18 protein-coding genes are annotated in these 18,630 nt (G+C 48.7%); 4 read left to right on the forward strand and 14 right to left on the reverse strand.

What is annotated here, in order from left to right:
- Positions 1 to 6 precede the first annotated feature (6 nt).
- From HF894_RS09940 to glmM, 3 genes are all read left to right on the forward strand, one after another.
- On the forward strand, positions 7 to 1,044 hold the full coding sequence (locus HF894_RS09940) for a DHH family phosphoesterase (protein ID WP_021847822.1): 1,038 nt from the start codon (positions 7 to 9) through the stop codon (positions 1,042 to 1,044).
- 100 nt (positions 1,045 to 1,144) lie between these two features.
- Positions 1,145 to 1,750 (forward strand): DUF4827 domain-containing protein, encoded by a 606-nt coding sequence (locus HF894_RS09945; protein ID WP_021847823.1) that lies wholly within the window; start codon positions 1,145 to 1,147, stop codon positions 1,748 to 1,750.
- Positions 1,751 to 1,790: 40 nt separating this feature from the next.
- Positions 1,791 to 3,179 carry a phosphoglucosamine mutase gene (glmM, locus tag HF894_RS09950; protein WP_021847824.1) on the forward strand — a complete coding sequence of 463 codons (1,389 nt, stop codon included), beginning with the start codon at positions 1,791 to 1,793 and terminating at the stop codon, positions 3,177 to 3,179.
- Between the two features lie 90 nt (positions 3,180 to 3,269).
- Here the strand turns inward: glmM and HF894_RS09955 are convergent, their stop codons facing one another.
- The 14 genes from HF894_RS09955 to HF894_RS10020 all read right to left on the reverse strand — a co-directional run bounded on the left by HF894_RS09955 (position 3,270) and on the right by HF894_RS10020 (position 16,825).
- A complete protein-coding gene (locus HF894_RS09955) occupies positions 3,270 to 3,767 on the reverse strand; it encodes an NUDIX hydrolase (protein WP_204972079.1) in 498 nt (165 codons plus the stop codon).
- Positions 3,768 to 3,791: 24 nt separating this feature from the next.
- The gene (locus HF894_RS09960; RefSeq protein ID WP_204972080.1) at positions 3,792 to 5,015 is read right to left on the reverse strand and encodes an S-adenosylmethionine:tRNA ribosyltransferase-isomerase; all 1,224 of its coding nucleotides are present in this window, start codon (positions 5,013 to 5,015) and stop codon (positions 3,792 to 3,794) included.
- 72 nt (positions 5,016 to 5,087) lie between these two features.
- On the reverse strand, positions 5,088 to 7,634 hold the full coding sequence (gene galB / locus HF894_RS09965; protein WP_246593209.1) for a beta-galactosidase GalB: 2,547 nt from the start codon (positions 7,632 to 7,634) through the stop codon (positions 5,088 to 5,090).
- A gap of 379 nt (positions 7,635 to 8,013) precedes the next feature.
- Positions 8,014 to 8,199, reverse strand: a complete 186-nt coding sequence (locus tag HF894_RS09970) for a PLD nuclease N-terminal domain-containing protein (protein ID WP_075318518.1) — start codon at positions 8,197 to 8,199, stop codon at positions 8,014 to 8,016.
- 53 nt (positions 8,200 to 8,252) lie between these two features.
- On the reverse strand, positions 8,253 to 8,513 hold the full coding sequence (locus HF894_RS09975) for a hypothetical protein (RefSeq protein WP_075318517.1): 261 nt from the start codon (positions 8,511 to 8,513) through the stop codon (positions 8,253 to 8,255).
- Between the two features lie 18 nt (positions 8,514 to 8,531).
- On the reverse strand, positions 8,532 to 10,619 hold the full coding sequence (locus HF894_RS09980) for a hypothetical protein (RefSeq protein WP_075318516.1): 2,088 nt from the start codon (positions 10,617 to 10,619) through the stop codon (positions 8,532 to 8,534).
- 218 nt (positions 10,620 to 10,837) lie between these two features.
- Complete coding sequence (locus HF894_RS09985; RefSeq protein ID WP_075318514.1) at positions 10,838 to 11,605, reverse strand: hypothetical protein; 768 nt, start codon at positions 11,603 to 11,605, stop codon at positions 10,838 to 10,840.
- A 154-nt stretch (positions 11,606 to 11,759) separates the two neighbouring features.
- The gene (locus HF894_RS09990; protein ID WP_204972081.1) at positions 11,760 to 12,362 is read right to left on the reverse strand and encodes a hypothetical protein; all 603 of its coding nucleotides are present in this window, start codon (positions 12,360 to 12,362) and stop codon (positions 11,760 to 11,762) included.
- A 15-nt stretch (positions 12,363 to 12,377) separates the two neighbouring features.
- A complete protein-coding gene (locus HF894_RS09995) occupies positions 12,378 to 13,310 on the reverse strand; it encodes an O-antigen ligase family protein (protein ID WP_204972082.1) in 933 nt (310 codons plus the stop codon).
- A 17-nt stretch (positions 13,311 to 13,327) separates the two neighbouring features.
- A complete protein-coding gene (locus tag HF894_RS10000) occupies positions 13,328 to 14,170 on the reverse strand; it encodes a TlpA family protein disulfide reductase (RefSeq protein WP_204972083.1) in 843 nt (280 codons plus the stop codon).
- A gap of 23 nt (positions 14,171 to 14,193) precedes the next feature.
- Positions 14,194 to 14,511 carry a hypothetical protein gene (locus HF894_RS10005; RefSeq protein ID WP_075318511.1) on the reverse strand — a complete coding sequence of 106 codons (318 nt, stop codon included), beginning with the start codon at positions 14,509 to 14,511 and terminating at the stop codon, positions 14,194 to 14,196.
- Positions 14,508 to 14,678 carry a hypothetical protein gene (locus HF894_RS10010; RefSeq protein ID WP_159436263.1) on the reverse strand — a complete coding sequence of 57 codons (171 nt, stop codon included), beginning with the start codon at positions 14,676 to 14,678 and terminating at the stop codon, positions 14,508 to 14,510. Before HF894_RS10010 ends, HF894_RS10005 begins: the two co-directional genes overlap by 4 nt.
- Positions 14,679 to 15,256: 578 nt before the next feature.
- Positions 15,257 to 15,775 carry a hypothetical protein gene (locus HF894_RS10015; RefSeq protein ID WP_075318509.1) on the reverse strand — a complete coding sequence of 173 codons (519 nt, stop codon included), beginning with the start codon at positions 15,773 to 15,775 and terminating at the stop codon, positions 15,257 to 15,259.
- A 372-nt stretch (positions 15,776 to 16,147) separates the two neighbouring features.
- Positions 16,148 to 16,825 carry a hypothetical protein gene (locus HF894_RS10020; RefSeq protein ID WP_075318507.1) on the reverse strand — a complete coding sequence of 226 codons (678 nt, stop codon included), beginning with the start codon at positions 16,823 to 16,825 and terminating at the stop codon, positions 16,148 to 16,150.
- Positions 16,826 to 18,023: 1,198 nt separating this feature from the next.
- On the opposite strand from HF894_RS10020, the gene HF894_RS10025 reads away from it, so the two are divergent.
- Positions 18,024 to 18,630: hypothetical protein (locus HF894_RS10025; RefSeq protein ID WP_204970378.1), on the forward strand; the 607-nt coding region annotated here is incomplete at its 3' end.

The following is an 18,630-nucleotide window of genomic DNA, read 5'->3' on the forward strand; positions in this document are numbered from 1 at the left end:
AAGAACATGTTGACGAAAGTTATTGAACAAGCGAATATCGATCATTTTGCCAAATGGCTGGACCGTGCGGACAAGATGGTGATTGTGTCGCACGTGGGTCCCGACGGCGATGCCATCGGCTCTTCGCTGGGATTGTGGCACTTCCTGAACTCGCAGGATAAAACTGCGAATGTGATTGTACCTAACGCTTTCCCCGATTTTCTGCGATGGATGCCTGGCAGTAAAGATATTCTGCAATACGACCGTTATAAAGAATTTGCCGACAAGCTAATTGCAGAAGCAGACGTCATCTGCTGTCTAGACTTCAACGCCTTGAGCCGTATCGATGCGATGGCCGAAGCTGTCAAGAATTCCCCTGCACGCAAAATTCTGATAGACCATCACCTGCATCCCGAGGACTTCTGTAAAATCGTCATTTCTCATCCGGAAATATCCTCTACATCCGAACTTGTTTTTCGTCTGATCTGTCGCATGGGATACTTCAGTGACATCACCAAACAGGGGGCAGAGTGTATTTATACAGGAATGATGACCGATACGGGTGGATTTACCTACAATTCCAACAATCGTGAAATCTACTTTATTATCAGCGAACTGCTTTCTAAGGGGATAGACAAGGATGCCATATACCGCAAAGTATTCAACACCTATTCCGAAAGTCGCCTACGCCTCATGGGACATGTACTGACACAAATGAAAGTATATCCCGAATACCATGCCGCCATGATATCGCTCACCGAAAAAGAGCAGAAGCAATTCAACTATATCCGAGGTGACAGCGAAGGGTTCGTCAACATCCCGCTCAGCATTAAAAACGTTATCTTTTCATGCTTCCTGCGCGAAGATACCGAAAAGCCTATGATCAAAATTTCCCTCCGATCGGTAGGGAAATTCCCTTGTAACCAACTGGCTGCTGAGTTCTTTGGCGGAGGCGGACATCTGAATGCCTCGGGAGGTGAGTTTTACGGCACGATGGAAGAAGCACAAAAAGTCTTCGAGCAGGCGCTGGAGAAGTATAAGCCTCTGCTCACAGCCAAAGGATAAAAACGGAGTGCAAAGGTTAAAAGATACGAACTTTATTCCCGCATTTTTCAATATTCAAGGAAATCAGATACTTTTGTACGAAAATACAAACTTATATTAAATGAAAAAACTCTTATTACTCTTTTTTATATTGCTGGCTGTAGGTTTCAGTTTCCAGGCATGTGATGATACGAAGACATACGCGGAGATGTTGGAAGAAGAAGATGACGCCATCGCTGATTTCATTAACAAGGAAGGAATAAAAGTCATCAGTCAGACTGAATTCTTCGACAACGATTCGGTTACCGACGTCGAAAAAAACGAATTTGTACAACTGTCCAGCGGTGTCTATATGCAAATCGTAGACAAAGGATCAGACAATCCGGCTGACACTGTAAAGAACAACGATTTGGTATTGGTACGTTTTATGGAATACAGCCTATTGGACAAAGATACGACTCTGAGTAATCTGACACTTCCTTATTTGGTAGATGAGTTCAAGTATACAGCTTCTTCATCTTCCATTGCCGGTATTTTCATACAAGGGTTGATGTATATGGCATATGGCTATACAGCTGTACCCGCAGGTTGGTTAGTTCCCCTGCCTTACGTACGCGACAAAGCTCATGTACGATTGATTGTACCTTCCAAGATGGGACATCAAAGTGCCATGCAATACGTATATCCTTATTATTATGATATTACCAAATATCAGATATACAAATAACATTCCTGCATAATCAACTAACATTTAAAACATACAACCTATGACTCTAATCAAATCTATCTCTGGAATCCGCGGAACGATTGGCGGCAGTGCAGGCGAGGGACTCAACCCGCTTGACATCGTGAAATTCACATCTGCTTATGCTACACTCATCCGCAAAACGTGTACCGTAAAAAGTAACAAGATCGTAGTAGGCCGTGACGCCCGTCTCTCCGGCGAAATGGTAAAGAACGTAGTGGTAGGTACCCTGATGGGTATGGGATGGGACGTTGTCGACATCGACCTGGCTTCCACACCGACCACTGAACTGGCCGTTACGATGGAAGGTGCCAGTGGTGGTATCATCCTCACCGCTTCGCACAACCCCAAACAGTGGAACGCCCTGAAGCTGCTGAACGAAAAAGGCGAGTTCCTGAACAAGGAAGAAGGCAACGAAGTGCTCCGCATCGCCGAAGCCGAAGCCTTCGAATACGCCGAAGTAGATAAACTGGGCACTTACCGCAAGGACTTGACCTACAATCAAAAGCATATTGACAGCGTATTGGCACTCGACCTCGTTGACGTAGAGGCCATCCGCAAGGCCGACTTCCACGTAGCCATCGACTGCGTGAACTCCGTGGGCGGCATCATCCTGCCCCAGCTGTTCGAAGCACTGGGTGTAAAGCATGTAGAGAAGCTCTACTGTGAACCGACCGGCAACTTCCAGCACAACCCCGAACCGCTGGAAAAGAACCTGGGCGACATCATGAACCTGATGAAGGCCGGCAAGAACGATGTAGCTTTTGTAGTTGACCCCGACGTTGACCGTCTGGCCATTATCTGCGAAGACGGACGCATGTACGGCGAAGAATATACACTGGTCAGTGTAGCAGATTATATTCTGAAGCATACCCCGGGCAGCACCGTGTCTAACCTGAGCTCTACCCGCGCCCTGCGCGACGTAACCCGTAAGTACGGACAGGAATACTTTGCATCGGCTGTGGGCGAAGTGAACGTCACCACAAAGATGAAGGAAGTGGGTGCCGTTATCGGTGGCGAAGGCAACGGCGGCGTCATCTATCCCGCCAGCCACTACGGACGCGATGCATTGGTAGGTATCGCCCTCTTCCTGAGCCACCTGGCACACGAAGGCAAGAAGGTGAGCGAACTGCGTGCCACCTATCCCGCTTACTTCATGGCCAAAAACCGTGTGGACCTGACGCCCGATACTGACGTGGATGCCATTCTGGCCAAGGTGAAGGAAATCTACAAGAACGAGGAAATCAACGACATCGACGGTGTGAAGATTGACTTCCCCGAAAAGTGGGTACACCTGCGCAAGAGCAACACGGAACCGATTATCCGCGTATATAGCGAAGCTCACACGCAAGAAGAAGCCGAAGAAATCGGCCAGCAGATTATGAAAGTAATTGCCGAACTGGCGAAATAAATGAAGAACTGATAATGAAGAATGAAGAATTACCTTTCGGGTGATTCTTCATTCTTTTTTATGCCTTATTCTTCATTCTTCATTCTTCATTTAAATCACTTTCTCCACTTCTCCCTCGAAGTTGGGTGTAAAGATGCCCTTGCCCAGATTGGCACGAATTTCCTCTAGGGGCCAGAAGCGACCGTCGTCCAGCTCGTCACTGGGAGTGACAGGGCCGTCGTACACCGTCTTGTAGGTGAAGACCAGTTCACGCTCGCGGGCCGACTCGAAGACGTAGTGTGTCACCTGTTGGGGCGTGAAGTCGGTAATGCCCAGCTCCTCGCGCACCTCGCGGCGGAGGGCTTGCTCCACACTCTCGCCCAAATCGACATGGCCGCCTACGGCCGTATCCCACTTGCCGGGCTGTATGTCTTTCCATTCGGGACGCTTTTGCAGATAGAGTTCACCACGCGAGTTGAACACGTGCAGGTGGACAACGGGATGCAGCAGCTTGCTGCCGTTATGGCACTCGCCACGTGTGGCGGCACCGGTGATATTACCCTCTTCATCGACGAGGGGAAACATTTCTTGGTTATTGTCTTGGTTCATAATTTGTATCCTCAGTAGTGAATATTACGGTATCAGCAGCGACGAGTCGCCATAGCTCAGGAAGCGGAAGTCATGGGCCAAAGCGTAGTCATAAATGGTGTGCCAGTCGCCGTGTACAAAGGCCGATACGAGCAGCAGCAGTGTACTTTGCGGCTGGTGGAAATTGGTTACTATCGCCTTGACAATGCGGTAGTCGTAACCCGGAGCAATGATGATTTGCGTACTGGTGTGCAACGCCTCCATGCCGTGGCGGTCCAGATAGTTGCGAACTGCGGTCAAAGCAGCAACCGATGTCGGGGCCTCGCCCTCCATGTCGTAGGGCTGCCATTGGCGGACGTGTAGTTCGTCCTCCGTCGCATCGGGATTCTTCAGCAGGGTGACACCGATGTGGTAAAGACTCTCGAGCGTGCGCACCGACGTGGTGCCTACGGCCACGGCCTGTCCGCCGTGGGCTATCAGCTTGTCTATCGTGCCGCGCGACACGGAGATGTATTCCGTATGCATCTCGTGCCCCTCGATTTCCTCGCTCTTCACGGGCTTGAAAGTACCGGCTCCCACGTGCAGTGTCAGTTCCTCCAAATCGACTCCCTTCGTACGCAGGGCATCGAGCACGCGGGGCGTAAAGTGCAGTCCGGCAGTGGGCGCAGCCACGGAGCCCTTTATCTTGGAATAGACCGTCTGATAGGTCGTCTTGTCGCTCTCCTGCGTCTCGCGGTTCAGGTAAGGAGGAATAGGTAACTCACCGAACACCTCAAGGATGTCGGCAAAGGTCACTTCGGGGTTATCCCAGCGAAAATCCACCCAGTGACTGGTACCGCGACATTCTCCCCGTTCGGCGGTCAGTGTCAGCGGACGTCCCTTCACTGTCATCGCGCGACGCAGGGGGCCTTCTTTCCATTTCTTCAGGTTACCTATCATGCAAAGCCAGGCGGCATGTTCCGTCTGCTGGAAATTCAGCGCATAGTCGTTCGGCTCGATGGGTTCCAGGCAGAACACCTCGATAAGTGCTCCCGTCTCCTTGCGGAAGTGCAGGCGGGCCTGAATAACCTTGGTGTTGTTGAACACCATCAGGCTGCCCGCCGGCAGATAATCGGGCAGGGAAGTGAAACGGTCTTCGGTCACTTCGCCGTGACGGTAAACCAGCAGTTTGGACTGGTCGCGCACAGGCAGGGGAAACTTGGCGATACGTTCGTCGGGCAGCGGATAATTGAATTCGCTGATGCGGATATGTCTGGGATCTTGTTTCATAATCATTCGTTCCTTTCGGATGCAAAGGTACGGATTATTTGGCAAAGGTTTCCCTATTCCCCCGGCAAATCGTCATCGCGCCTCCAGCTGCAACACAGCAGGCTCCAGACCTTCGCCCGAAACGCGGACACGGATTTCACCCGCAGCTCCCTTCCGGGCACGGACTATAGCCAGTGCCAATCCGTTGAACGCTTCCCGCTCCGCACTCTGGAAGGGAGTGAACGAAATGGGATCGCCGTTGTCGGTAGCCACCAGTTCACCGGCTCCTTCCACCTCAAACTTCAGCGGGCAACAGGCGGTAGGTACCGTCCGGCCCTCTTCGTCTGTCAGGCGGACCGTCACGAAAGCCAGTTCACGACTGCCCGCATCCAGGCTGTTGCGGTCGGCCTCCAGACGGATCTTCCGTGCCTCTCCCGTTGTCTGCACCTCGTCCTCAGCCCACTTCTGGCCATTTTTGTAAGCCACTACCCGGACGCTTCCCGGCTGGTAGACAACGCTGTCCCACACAAGCCGGAAGTCCTGTCCTTCCCTCTTCGACCGGCGACCCCAGCTCTTGCCGTTCACAAAGAGTTCGGCCTCGGTACCCGAGGTGTAAACATGTACCGGAACAACCTGTCCGATGCGGTCCGGCCAGTTCCAATGGGGAAGGATATGGGCCATCGGTAACTCTGGTCTCCAGTGAGACTGGTACAGGTAATAGCGGTCTTTGGGGAAGCCGGCCAGGTCGACAATGCCGAAATAGCTGCTGCGCGAAGGCGGCTGTATACGAGCCAGTTCCTCCAGTTTCTTCTTCAGCTCCTCCTGCTTCGACGGATCCGTCCGGAAGTTCAGCAGGTTGGTGTTGTCCGAATTATAGGGTGTAGGCTCGCCCAGATAGTCGAATCCGGTCCAGACGAATTCGCCCAGCAGATGCGGGAAGCGGGCATTCGTGGCAAACTGCCTGTCGGGAGAACAACCCCATCCGGGAGAATCCAGGTCGTAGGACGATATCTGGAAATTTTTCCGCAAGGTGTCGCCCATGAAGTAGACGCCACGGGTACTGACACAGGATGACGTTTCCGTACCGACCGTAGGCATATCCTTGTAGCGTTCATCCTCGTCCCAACGGGCCTGTTGGCCGAAGAAATAGTTGACTCCCATAAGATCCAGTTCACGGGCGGCGTTCGAGTCGCGCCCGCCGTTCGGATTGTTATAGCCTGCCGTCACGGGACGCGTGTCGTCCAACTCCCTGACGATACCGGCCAGGTGACGGGTCATTTCCACATCCCTTTGCTCCATCACCTCGTTGCCGATGGACCAGATAATGACCGACGGATGGTTCCAGTCACGGCGTACCATGGCCTGCAGGTCCTTTTCATGCCACTCGTTGTACAGTTTGTTGTAGTCCCAGGTTCGCTTACCGCGTGCCCAAGCATCGAAAGCCTCGTCCATCACCAGCAGGCCCATCTTGTCTGCCAGGTCGAGCAGTTCGGGTGCAGGCGGATTGTGCGAAGTGCGGATGGCATTACAGCCCATCTCCTGCATGATGCGCAACTGGCGCTCCTGGGCACTCAAGTTGAAGGCGGCACCCAAAGCACCCAGGTCGTGATGCAGGCAAACTCCCTGCAAAGCCACCTTACGGCCGTTCAGGAAGAATCCCTGACGGGAGAATTCCGTTTCGCGGATACCGAAAGGCACATCGTAACGGTCCGTTACCTGCCCTCCGACCGAAACCGTCAGACGGGCCACATACCGGTTGGGCGAACCGATGTCCCACCGTTTGTAGTCATCCAGCTCATCTTCCAGCTTCACGGCCTGTGCCGAACGGGCCGACAGACGGACTTCCTGTGCAGGAAGGCGCAACACCCTGCGGCCGAAGCAGTCCGTGCTGTCCAGTTCGTATACCTCGCCCTTCACCACGGCCTCCACATCCTTGTCCAGGTGGTTCTCCACCTCAAGCGACAGGTCCAGCCGGGCTGTGCTTTCCGTCAGGCAGGCTGTACGCATGCGTGCGCTCCAATGCTTCACCTGTACCTGCCCCGTCTTCACCAGCCAGACATTGCGGTAGATACCCGCTCCCGGATACCAGCGCGACTCCCATTTCTCCGTATCGGTACGCACGGCCAGCAGGTTCTCGCCACCCGTACGTACATAAGGCGTCAGGTCCAGCCGGAACGAATTGTATCCATAGGGCCAACCGCCCACGTACTGCCCGTTCAGCCACACCTGTGCGTAGGCCATTACGCCGTCAAAGTCCACATAGATACGTTTGTCCGCATCCGTCGAATCCAGCACAAAACTTTTCCTGTACCAGCCGATTCCCTGATAGGGCAAGCGGCCCGTGTTTCCGGACAGGTCCATACGGAACGGCCCTTCGATGGCAAAATCATGGGGCACATCCAACTTCCGCCAGGACGAATCGTCCCAACCGGTCGCATACATGCCTTCCGGCTCTTCGCGCAACGTCCCGTCGGCCTGCAGCCCATAGCGGGCAAACGTCCATCCTTCGTTCAGCGACACAACATCCACCTGTCCCGAACGTACCATCTTTCCCGATTCTCCGGCCGGGCTACAACCCAGCCACGTAAGCAGGCACAGCAAACAAACGCCGGCCCATCCCATTTTCTCCTGTTTCTTCATGTTGTCTATTTCTCTTTAGTCATATTTTTCAGTGTAGTTGCAAAAATAAGGATTAAATGAGAATTATCCATATACAACATGAGATAAAATCGTCCAACTCCATCCACAGACAAGCGGGCATCAGCCAGACAATAAAGTCAAAACAACTAACGACCTACTTCAGGACATCCGCCAACAACTTGACTCCAAACAAAGACAGGATGGACAAAAGTAAACAGGCAATCAATCCCACACGGAAAAACACATAAAGAAATGTCTTCCCATAAGACCGTTCCCTATACAACCTCCGCACGTCTTGTACTCCCGTATACAACAGCCATGCTATCAAAGGTATCCCTATAATCAATCCGATAACAGCGTATTCCATATCAGATTCCATTTATCTATTCCCTCTATTCTGTGTACCATAATAAATAGACAATCCTATGACAGGCAACAAGAGGACAATCAGCGCATAAACCACTTTCATGCCACTGTCCGCATCCGACCGCATGATATGCCTAAGGGCCAATATGTCGGTGCAAACAATCAGTACCACCAGTACTACAACCACATAATCACTCATAATATCGACAGATTAAAAGTTTAAACAATCGTTCATAATCGGTTTATATCATCTCATGCCGAACGGAGAAAACCGCTGAAATACCAATAAAATGTAAGCAGCAGAAGCAGCACCATGCATCCTGTCCGGATAAACCTGTTTGCGACAAACAGGCTGATGTAACAGCCGTATATCATGATAAGAAGCAAGAATGAGCAATGGTACGGATCACCCCAGTAACTGATCACAGCCATGGATGTAGACAAAACCAATACCATCATCCCGTCTATGATATTCCATTTGTTCTTAAACGGATTTTGAAACAGATTCTTCATCGTTCTTTATTTTAAAATTCAGATAATGTCGCCATACAGAAACCGTTGTTCGCCGTTCTCCATGACAAACGGCATCTCCTCCTGCCCCGTGGTCAGGTTTTCCAGCCAATACAGTTTATGGGCCGGTACGTTGTCGAACACCACATACTCATAATCGGCCTGAACGGTCCCGACGGATTGCCAGCCATCTTCCTCCCAGTAGTGCAACCGATACCAATCGCCTCCGTGGATGCCGTTATCGGCATTCAGAGGAGCGAACCGGACTCGTGAAACCACTTGCGGCTCTTTCAGCCAAAGTGTAATGTTCGGATAAGCCCCGGGTGCCGTCTGTCTGTTGCCGTCATATTCCGCTTTCCAAACCATATCCTTCCAGGGTGCATCCAGCAACTTCACCCAACGCTGTTCCTCCGCCAGGCGAACCGTGTCCGCAGGCCGCAGCATATCCGGCCGTGTGGCCGGTAGCACATTCGCATACCCACGCCCGGAAGACGCAATCCACTCCAGCATGGAGATATTGGCCCTCGGACGCTCTTTCGGAGCCTGGAAACGATAGTAGCGGAACCGTCCCGTCCGCTTCAACGGATAGTCCTGAAAATAGGGTGAGGGCGGTTCCTTGATTTCATACAGTGTCACCGCGTCGCTGAAGTCCTTCCGGTTCGCTCCCAGGAAACGACCGCCTACCAGCTCGTTCGCCACCTTCACCATATTGGGCTTGCGGGGATACTTGCGCCGCAGGACGAGAGTCTCCCGCTCCTGTACGCCCGTCTGTATTCCCGGCAGGGTGTGGACTTCCGCCCGCTTGTCTTTTATCTTCACATAGAAAGGTTCACCTGCCGCCTTCACCCCGTCCGCCGCATAGTACACCGGAAAGTAAAGGACATCCGGCAGCACATGCCTGAACGTCACCGAGTCGCGGCCCGCCTCCTCCGTACCCCACGTCACGGCTATCAGGCCACCGCTCTCCTTGTGGAACGTGGCCAGATAGGCCAGCCGGTTGGCCGCCGGAACCCGGCAAGGCACGGTGAGCGTCACGGTCTCCCGCAAGTTCGATGTCACGTCCTCAATGCAAGGGTCATCCAGCAGCTCGGGTACCCGCTCTCCCGGATTCTTCAGGAAGTAGGGTGTATCCTTCCGTGCCCCATAAGTCATGCGGTACACATTGGTCACCTGGCTGAACGCCCAATCGCGGTCGCCGGGCAAGGCACTTTGCGCATTGAACGTACGCCATTCCTCTTTCGCGTCGTACCACACGTCGCAATGGTAGTGCCGCCCCGGCAGGGAAAGGTAACTCATGTTGAACTCCACAACCACCGGCAGACCGCATGCCCGCAGGATGTTGCAGCCATAATGGGCAATATCCACGCAATCCAGTTTGCCGCCGGCATAGAAATCATATTGCCCCGCCGGTACTTCCCGCCTGTTGCTCCCGTTCAGCCCCTGCACGTTGTTTGCGGCCTGGTTGTATCCCCGTACCGCCTCCCGCAAGGCAGCCGTTCCGTCCACGGGTACATATTTGCCGAACCATTCCTGCCATTCCCTGCCCGAAACGTGGAATCCGTATTCCGCCACCGAACGATAGGGCAGCAGATATTCCTTGAACTCCTCGAAGGTCAGGTTCCGGGCAAACACCGACCGCCGCCACATCCGGAACGCGTTGTCGATATGATCCACCAGAAAGCGGTACGACAAGCATTGGATGTCGTCAAACCATCCGTCGTCTATCGCCGCTTCCTGCATCACCGAATCCTTCAACAAAGCCAGCCGTTTCGTCCGCATTCTTTTCAGGCTGTCCTGCCAGTCCTTCTCCTCCATCCCCGCAAGCCGCACGGAGGCATACAGGCTGTCCGCCTCCCTCCTCCACCGCTTCATCTCTTCCGGCACGTGCACCAGCCGCCCCTTTCCCCGATGATAGGGCATGTTGTCTATCAGAAAGCGGGCCGCTTCCAGCTTCTGGCGGTCGCGGTCCACCCAACGGTAGTGCAACAGCACCGCCCACAGGTTCCGGCGGTTGCCCTCCGCTTCGGGCGGAAGAGGCGGCAGGCTGACATACACCGCCGCTCCGCACGCCAGCAGGATAACCGAGAAGATAAGAATCCACTTCTTCATTATTCCAAAAACGAATTATAGACCTTTTTTATATCTGTCAATCAGTAAATGGATATATACAAATCCAATAGCCACCAAAACCAATGTAAATGATATAATTACATGTATGGCTTTCTCTTTTCGATTTTTTCCCTTTATAATATTCTTTATGTTATATAGGGCTAATAATATCAAGAAGATACAAATTCCATATTCATGGAAAAACGACTCTACATACATCATCGTCCATTACATTCTTTTACGCACAGATTATACTGAGCAGTAGCAATATCAATATCTATCGATGATTGTGACACTCCAACAATTAGTGCTATCAAAGCAGGAATTGTCAAACTTCCCAAACTTTGACATGCAGTATATATGGCACCTATACCATAGCAAAAAATATCTACTGCTATACTCATTAATTCCCAATAATAAGAATCCTCACAGGCATTAATACAATCAGAGACATCAATTTCTGACCGCGTTCGTACCATTTTATTTCCGGCCATTTTCAATCCTTTTTTCACTCTTGGAAATTCCAAAGCCAAACTACCCATAAAAAGATTTTGTTCATGAGCATCAAATGACAAAACTTTTCCATCATCAATCAACCCTCTTTCCAATCTTTTCATTTGATCAAATAATGTATTCAACTCTTTCTGTTCACCAACAGAATAAATTGAATTAAAAATCCGAATCAATTCTTTATTAGCGTCAGCCGAATCAGTAGGAGTAGAAGTTAATACTCTCTGATAATTGGTTACAAGAGAAAGTATGTCAGCCTCATTTTTCTTTAAATTAATTTCATCAATTCTAGAAATCAATGCTCCAAAAGTTTTTCTGTATTCTTCTGTAAACAAATTACTTTCTTTAAAATCATTAATTTCAGAAAAACGATTAGAAAAAGTATACTCTTTTTCAATCTCTAATTCATCATTATTGCAACTATAAAGTAAACATGTAAACAAGGTAAATAATAATACTACAAAATTCAATCTCATAACAAACACATTTTAATTAAACAATTCATATCAAGCACAATGTCAATAATCAACATTTGGTTTAAATCAATAAATCCTATTGATTCAAAATAGAATTCATAAATTATTTTCTGGTGGTTCCATTACACTCAACTTTAAGTTCGACAATCAATAATCACTCACATTGCTTGACTATATAATTATTCATCTCCTTCTTAATCCAATCCACTTGGAACGAAGGGACTTTCACCGGTTTTTCCACAAGTTGCCGGGCCAGCCGCACAGCCTCATCCGCCCGCCCGGTTCTGTCCAGCAAGAGCACCAGGCGGTGCAGAGGGACAAAACGGTTGGGACACATGAGGGAGGCTCGCCGGTAGTGCGCCTCCGCCCGGACATCCTCGCCCCGCTGCTCGTACAGCTCGGCCAACAGCAGTTCCAGGTCATAGTCCGCCCAACGGCGGCGGCATGCACCGGCCACCCGGAGCGCTTCGTCCTGCTGCCCGTGGCGGTGCAGTTCCGCCGCATAGTTGTACAGGAAGTAGCGGTCTGCCCAAAGTACGGAATACGCACGCCGGTACTTTTCCATCGCCCGGTCTGCCTGCCCCAATGACGAGGCGGCGACCGCCTCCGCCCACACCAGCTCGGCCTTCATGCGGCGGTAGGTCCGGCTTCCCACCCAGCCACAGGTGGCCAGCAAGCACACCGCCCCAGCCTGGAGGAGGAGGGGACGGGCCGTCCCGACATCTTCCAGCAACCGGACGGAGGCATAGGCCAGCATCAGCCAGACAAACGGTTACATCAGCGGATAGGAGAAGGCGGCAAAGACAACCACCGCCAGCCAGACCAGCAAACCGGACTCCTTCTCCACTGTGGGCCACCGCACATAAGCGCGCCCCAGGCAGACAAGCCAGGCAACGACGGCCAGCCAGCCCACCACTCCGAACGCGACACCGATATTCAAGTATTCACTGAAAGGATATTGCACCGTATCCGCCAAAGGCGCATAGCGGCTGCCGGGATGCCGCTCGAAGTAGGCGGCCTGATAGTCCATGTAATGCGCCTCGAAACCGCCGAGGCCCCAGCCCTGCAACAGGCGGTCCTTCATCATCTCCAGCGAGCAACGCCAGATGAGCAGCCGCCCGTCCGCCGAATCTTTCTTCACCCCATAGAGCAACCCGGCCAGCAAGAGGAGGAGTACCGCCAGGGTCGTCCCCTTGACCCGCGGAGAAAAGCGCAACCGCTTCCACGCCCATACCGCCGACACGGCCAGCAGGCTAAGGATACCCGCCCGGGAAGCCGAAAGCGCCACAGCCACAAGCACCACCGTGGCCGCCGCCACTCCCGCATAGCGCCGCCAACCCGTCCCGCCCATCAGGCGAAGGCAGAATGGGAACCCCACACAGAGGCAGGCCGCAAAGCCGGTGGCATTGTCCAGCGTGCCTGTCAGGGAGGCTACCCCGCCGCCTCCCGGCGCAAACGCCCGGAAGAGGCCGTAGCACGCCTCCACTCCGACCAACGCCACCAGCCCGCCTTCCACCCACGAGCGGAACCGGACGGGACACCGGTCGAAAGGATACACCCAGTGGACAGCCGTCACCAGTCCCCAAACGACCATACCCGTCACCAGTATCCCCCATTTGGGAACCAGCCAAGGGTCTACGAACCGGGAGGAATTGAAGAACAGCGTTCCCGCCGCCGTGAGGAAAAAGAGGAGCCAGCGCATCATAAGCCTAAAATCAACATTTATTCCAATGCCTTCATCTTTTCCACAGCCCTGTCAGGGCTGCCTTTGAAAATCACCGTTTTGTTTCGGTCCAATATCAGAACAGTAGGAAATCCCCTGATGTCGGCATGCGACATCAGAGAAGAATTCCGGTGGACGGCATAGACAGGGAAAGTATACCCTTCCTTCCGTATGATATCTTTCCCCGTTTCCAATGCTTCGTTACTCCGGTAGCGCACAAAGACACTTGCCACCAACACATCATTCCGGCTCCGGTAATGGTCATGCAGCTGTTGCAGCATGGGGAATTTCTTAAAACATACCCCGCAAGAAGAACTCCAAAACTCCAACACCACGTATCGGTATTCCAAATCCTTTATAAATATACTGTCCTGAGCCGTAGAATAAATGGCATCATCCGAAATGCCCGCCTTAACCGGATACCTGCCAAAAGACAAATATTCCGCCCAACGGTCTTGCCCTGCCGACGCAGCATATATCCAGACAAAAGCGCTCATACCCAAAACCGGCCATACTTTCAACCCAAACTTTACATAAAGATAAGCAGTCAAGGCTCCCAGGCTCCCCATAACCGGACACCAGATGGTAATCAATGTTTCTTCAAAGTCTACAATCCGGATACACAAGTTCATCAGATTCAATCCGAGAAGAATGGTGAGAAACAGATGCAACGGCTTGATTGTCTTCACACGAGCCAATGCCCAAGCTGTCAGAACAAAATAAAGGGCAGGTACGATCCATAACCACAATGAAATGGAGAACATACGAAAGACAGCCACCGCCATATCCAACAAAACGGCGGCAACAAAAAAACAGATTAACTTATATTTTCCTCGTAACATTGTTGCCTTATAATAAATAGTAATTACAAAACGCCTTCGTCTTCCAACTCCTGCTTCAACCGATCATAACATTTCAGCAACTCCTCATCAGACAAAGGATACACCTTCAGTTCCGAGGGAGAAAGCAGACATTCATCCATCTCTATACCACTAATGCTTATCCGGTCTCCTTGACAAATCTCCTTGTTCATCCAAACATGATGAGTCCGACTATCAGCTTCCATACCGCCTATCGACAAAGTCAAAGGCCCTTCCTTGTTCGTCAAAATGACAGACACCAGTCCATCCGCTATCCCCGCATAGGTTATCGTATCGTTCAACATGATTTTCAATCCTTTCATAACAACCCTTTCTCCTTCAAATCTTTTTCCAATTCGTGAAACATCTCCAACTTCGTACGTCTGACGGGGAGTTTATGCTCCATCACCTCCAAGGGAACCGACTCCTTCGTCACTTCACAAACATTTATTTCCAACTTTCCGTCCAAAGGAAAGTCTTGACCTTTCAACCAAATCCGCTTCTTGCCTTGGGTCCTATCACAAGTATATGCAGTAAGCCCTTGCCTTTCTTTTGACCAAAAGACATGAAGGAAGAAATACTCATTTTCCGTAGGAATATACAAGCTATGCGTATCTTTGCTTATTCTGACACCTTCCATAATTGATAATATTAAATACTAAGGTTTCCTTTTTAGACAATAGGAGACCTTGACAAACTATTGATTAAAGATTAAGAACATTGATGGGTTGAATAACTGGGCCAATATCCATTTACTAAACAATATTGCAGACATTGAGAACAACCATCTGGAATTGGCGAAACACAATCCTCAAAACGTTCATAACAATAATCTTCCTCATCTGTATCTCTACAAACAATAACCTCATACAACCAAACCCCAGCATAAAGTACTGTTAAAACAGATGCCACGATTTCCCCCGTAGGGGTGGGTTCTCCCACTGCTATAGTCCATGCTGTTGCCAAAAATTTTCGGCAAGGATACACAAGAAAACACATAACGAAAGTTTTCCCACCTTGGAAAAAGACAGAAGAGTCATATATAAACATATCTCATTTATACAATATTTATTGATCCAATATAACACGGAAATAATTATCTCTCATCGCTTGACTTCTAATCGGATTTCCAATCATTCTTATAATTTGTCTTTCATCTATGAGAAAAGTATTCAGTTCCCTATACTCCAGCATTCCTCCAATCTTCGTAAAAAGAGAAGAATCAATTTTTTCCACGAAAAATGGTGTATGCACTATTTCTTTTTTAACCTTATCTAAATTATATAAAGAAGTCAAGAATAGAAGTTTTACCTTTTTTCTTGATAACTTATTCATATCCGTTAATAGGTACATCCAAGAATCCAAACGTAATTGACATTTAGTACAGTTTGTAGAATCAACCCAATGAACCATTAAATAAAAATCTAAAGAATCAACCTTATATTTATCATATATTGATGTATCAAGACATTGCAGTATCGGCACCTCTTTCCCCATATATTCTTTCAAGACAGGTACCAATCGATGCTGACATCCGGATAAACCAGGAAACAAAAATATAATTATTACAATCTTTATACCTTTCATACGACCCATTATTACAATAGTACAAAACAGGTTCTACATAGTCTAAACAAAACCGATTTGTAAAAGGGGTATATTTCCAAATCAAATTAAAGCTATTAATAAAACCTGTATTTAAATTGGGAAAACATTATCTAACGTCTAAAATAAACTTCTATAAACCATTTTGGACGTAGGTATAAAAATGGAATCCATTTCATTTTATTTATCACTCCCTTTTTGTATAATCTTCGACCATTTAATAAAGGAACATAAACAAATGCCCACAAAAAGAGACACAAAATAAAAACATAAGAAGAAATGAAATCAAACAATAATAGTAAAATTCCAAACGGTAACAACAGGATTACATAATGTAATAGCAAGTTTTTCATATTACCCCATTATTTCATTACATGTCTCAAGGCACCATAATGCAACACCAGCAACAATACTAGGACAATAAGCTGTTGCACAAAAAAGAATCACACTCATCCATCCATTATCTGTATACACAGAATCTATACATTTTGCAACACAATCTCCTTTATCAGAAAATGACTCAGATCTTGTAACAATTCTTTTCTGCATACTAAAACTCTTCGTTTGAATCTTCTTTTTCTCATTGTTCATTATTATCTGTATTATAGGGTTATGATTTAAATCATAATACGTTATTTCCTTTATTCCATTTTCCGCAAAATTCTCTTTAATTAAAAAGCCTACAATCTGCTTTTCTTGAACAATATAGCAGGAAGAATAATTCATTGACTTCGAAATATCATAACTATTTTCTGGAACAAGGTAGAAATTTATATCAGTCCCTTTAATGTGAAACTCCTTTGTTGATTCCATATCAAAGGAGAGTTCCGATAAGGATTTTGTCTTCAAATCATTATCTGCCAGAAATTTTTGTAACCGAAAAAAAGAGGTTGAATCTTGCAAACACACCTCTTCCACTTCAACCAATGGAGCTTTTTCAATGTCCTCAGCCAATTCATTATAAGAATTATTCTGGCAAGAAAATTGTATTAAAGACAGAGAAACTACAATTAATAAATTTAATATTTTCATTTTAATTCATTTATTAATCCAACATAAAACTTTAATGACACAAAATATTATCCCTACATCACCCCTTCTATCCAATACCACTCACCATCTATAAGAACCCAAATCAAGGCCAAGCTATACATGACCATGTTACCGATTGCCCGCAGGGCTAAAAATTTCTTTCTCATAATGATATTATCTTTAAATGTTAATACTATCACAAATGTAAAGACTATCAATGATACAATCCCTAACTAAAACCTAATTTTCACCTAATCAAAAATCACTTTTTTGATTAGGTTTTGATTAGGTCGCCACCGCGCCCGACGAGATACAACGTGACCTCCCAAGAGGGTACGTCCTTACACCCAAACAAGATACAACATGAGAACCTGACGAAGCACGGCGTCAGATAATGAAGAGAAGCATGCTTGTTCCCTCTGATAACAAGCACGCTTTGGGTGCACAAGATACCATCTTGTGTAGGCTAACTAGGAATGTTATTTCACTAACTATGGATATTATCGGGCTAATGTAGGTAGTTGGCGTCGTCATGTAGGTAGTTGTTCAGGCTGGGCAAAGCAACCGTTTGTCCGGCTTAAACCGATGCTTTGTCCGGCTTAAAGCATTGCTTTTCCCAGCTTGAACGGGTGGCTTGGGCTGGGGAAACGGGGACGCATCAGAACTCACCACAGATTACTCGGATTCACACAGATTGTTTCTGAAACTCTGATTGTCAGATTCGGATAATCTGTGGTAAAAGTCTGTTTGATGTACTCCTTCTCCTTCACGGTTTCACAGCCCCTAAACAGCTGTCAATGAAATGGTTTTGGTGAAAGATGGGGTGAAGGCGTGAAACTCCACACGGAGATACACCGTAAGCGTCTCTACGCCGACACCCGACCAGCCCATATCTTGCTTTCAACGCAACGCACTCACATTCAATCCGTTCCCGTGAAACTTCACCATCCTTCATGTTGATTCATACGATTCCGAGTTAAAGGAGCTAAACGGAAAGAGAACTCCCCCCCTTAACTGCCGATAAGCAAGATTCACAAGCATCTTTCACCTGATTCATCACAAGAGACAAGCAGAAACTATTAATAAAGTATATATGTTAAAAAACGATATATTCCTACCCGTTATCGTATTCTATAAGCACATTTCTGCTACATTCGCATTATTCAACAAGACATCTAATGAAAAAATCCATGAATGCATGAAAAAAAGCGCAATCTTTACTACAATCGCCATATTGATCATCCTGACAGCCCAGCTTTTTTGGACTTGGGAAATGTATAAGGTACATTTGGAGAAGTGGCAAATCACGCTGCAACAAGGCTTTGAAGAAGCCATTATGGATGAAGCCGGTATCCGCAACGCTTCTTTCGCCTACCCCGAACGTCCCCGTTTCTACGTAAAAAGCAAAGCCGACATGACTCCGGAAGAAGCAGCGGCACACAAAGGAGATACACTGGACTACAAACGACTGAAAGCAAAGAACGTAGCCGGAAGCATGGCGGAACTGATAGGACAACTGCAACAGGACGCTTTACTGAAACGGGGTATGCTTCCAGTCCTGCCCGCAATAGACAGTCTGCTACAGGAAAGACATCCGGAACATGCAGGACTGAACAGATGTATTCTCCTGCAAGACGGCTCAGGAAATACCGTCAACCGCTTCGGCGACACCACCCTACTCGCCTCCTCCCACAGTCTGTCCACCCCTCCGATTCCCATCGGGACACAAGACCGGTTCTATCTCCGCCTCTTCTCGGAAAAGCCCTCGGCAGACATCTTCCGGCAAATGACTTATGCCGTACTGC

Source organism: Caecibacteroides pullorum, assembly GCF_019239235.1.
Lineage (GTDB): Bacteria > Bacteroidota > Bacteroidia > Bacteroidales > Bacteroidaceae > Bacteroides > Bacteroides pullorum.

What these genes read in the sequence shown, in the direction of transcription:
- HF894_RS09975 (WP_075318517.1), bottom strand. Translation starts at nt 8,513, where the DNA reads ATGAAGAATCTGTTTCAAAATCCGTTTAAGAACAAATGGAATATCATA.
- HF894_RS10015 (WP_075318509.1), bottom strand. Translation starts at nt 15,775, where the DNA reads ATGAAAGGTATAAAGATTGTAATAATTATATTTTTGTTTCCTGGTTTA.
- HF894_RS10020 (WP_075318507.1), bottom strand. Translation starts at nt 16,825, where the DNA reads ATGAAAATATTAAATTTATTAATTGTAGTTTCTCTGTCTTTAATACAA.
- HF894_RS10000 (WP_204972083.1), bottom strand. Translation starts at nt 14,170, where the DNA reads ATGTTACGAGGAAAATATAAGTTAATCTGTTTTTTTGTTGCCGCCGTT.
- HF894_RS09995 (WP_204972082.1), bottom strand. Translation starts at nt 13,310, where the DNA reads ATGATGCGCTGGCTCCTCTTTTTCCTCACGGCGGCGGGAACGCTGTTC.
- glmM (WP_021847824.1), top strand. Translation starts at nt 1,791, where the DNA reads ATGACTCTAATCAAATCTATCTCTGGAATCCGCGGAACGATTGGCGGC.
- HF894_RS09955 (WP_204972079.1), bottom strand. Translation starts at nt 3,767, where the DNA reads ATGAACCAAGACAATAACCAAGAAATGTTTCCCCTCGTCGATGAAGAG.
- HF894_RS09945 (WP_021847823.1), top strand. Translation starts at nt 1,145, where the DNA reads ATGAAAAAACTCTTATTACTCTTTTTTATATTGCTGGCTGTAGGTTTC.
- galB (WP_246593209.1), bottom strand. Translation starts at nt 7,634, where the DNA reads ATGAAGAAACAGGAGAAAATGGGATGGGCCGGCGTTTGTTTGCTGTGC.
- HF894_RS09990 (WP_204972081.1), bottom strand. Translation starts at nt 12,362, where the DNA reads ATGCTGGCCTATGCCTCCGTCCGGTTGCTGGAAGATGTCGGGACGGCC.
- HF894_RS09940 (WP_021847822.1), top strand. Translation starts at nt 7, where the DNA reads ATGTTGACGAAAGTTATTGAACAAGCGAATATCGATCATTTTGCCAAA.
- HF894_RS09985 (WP_075318514.1), bottom strand. Translation starts at nt 11,605, where the DNA reads ATGAGATTGAATTTTGTAGTATTATTATTTACCTTGTTTACATGTTTA.
- HF894_RS09960 (WP_204972080.1), bottom strand. Translation starts at nt 5,015, where the DNA reads ATGAAACAAGATCCCAGACATATCCGCATCAGCGAATTCAATTATCCG.
- HF894_RS09980 (WP_075318516.1), bottom strand. Translation starts at nt 10,619, where the DNA reads ATGAAGAAGTGGATTCTTATCTTCTCGGTTATCCTGCTGGCGTGCGGA.
- HF894_RS10005 (WP_075318511.1), bottom strand. Translation starts at nt 14,511, where the DNA reads ATGAAAGGATTGAAAATCATGTTGAACGATACGATAACCTATGCGGGG.
- HF894_RS09970 (WP_075318518.1), bottom strand. Translation starts at nt 8,199, where the DNA reads ATGAGTGATTATGTGGTTGTAGTACTGGTGGTACTGATTGTTTGCACC.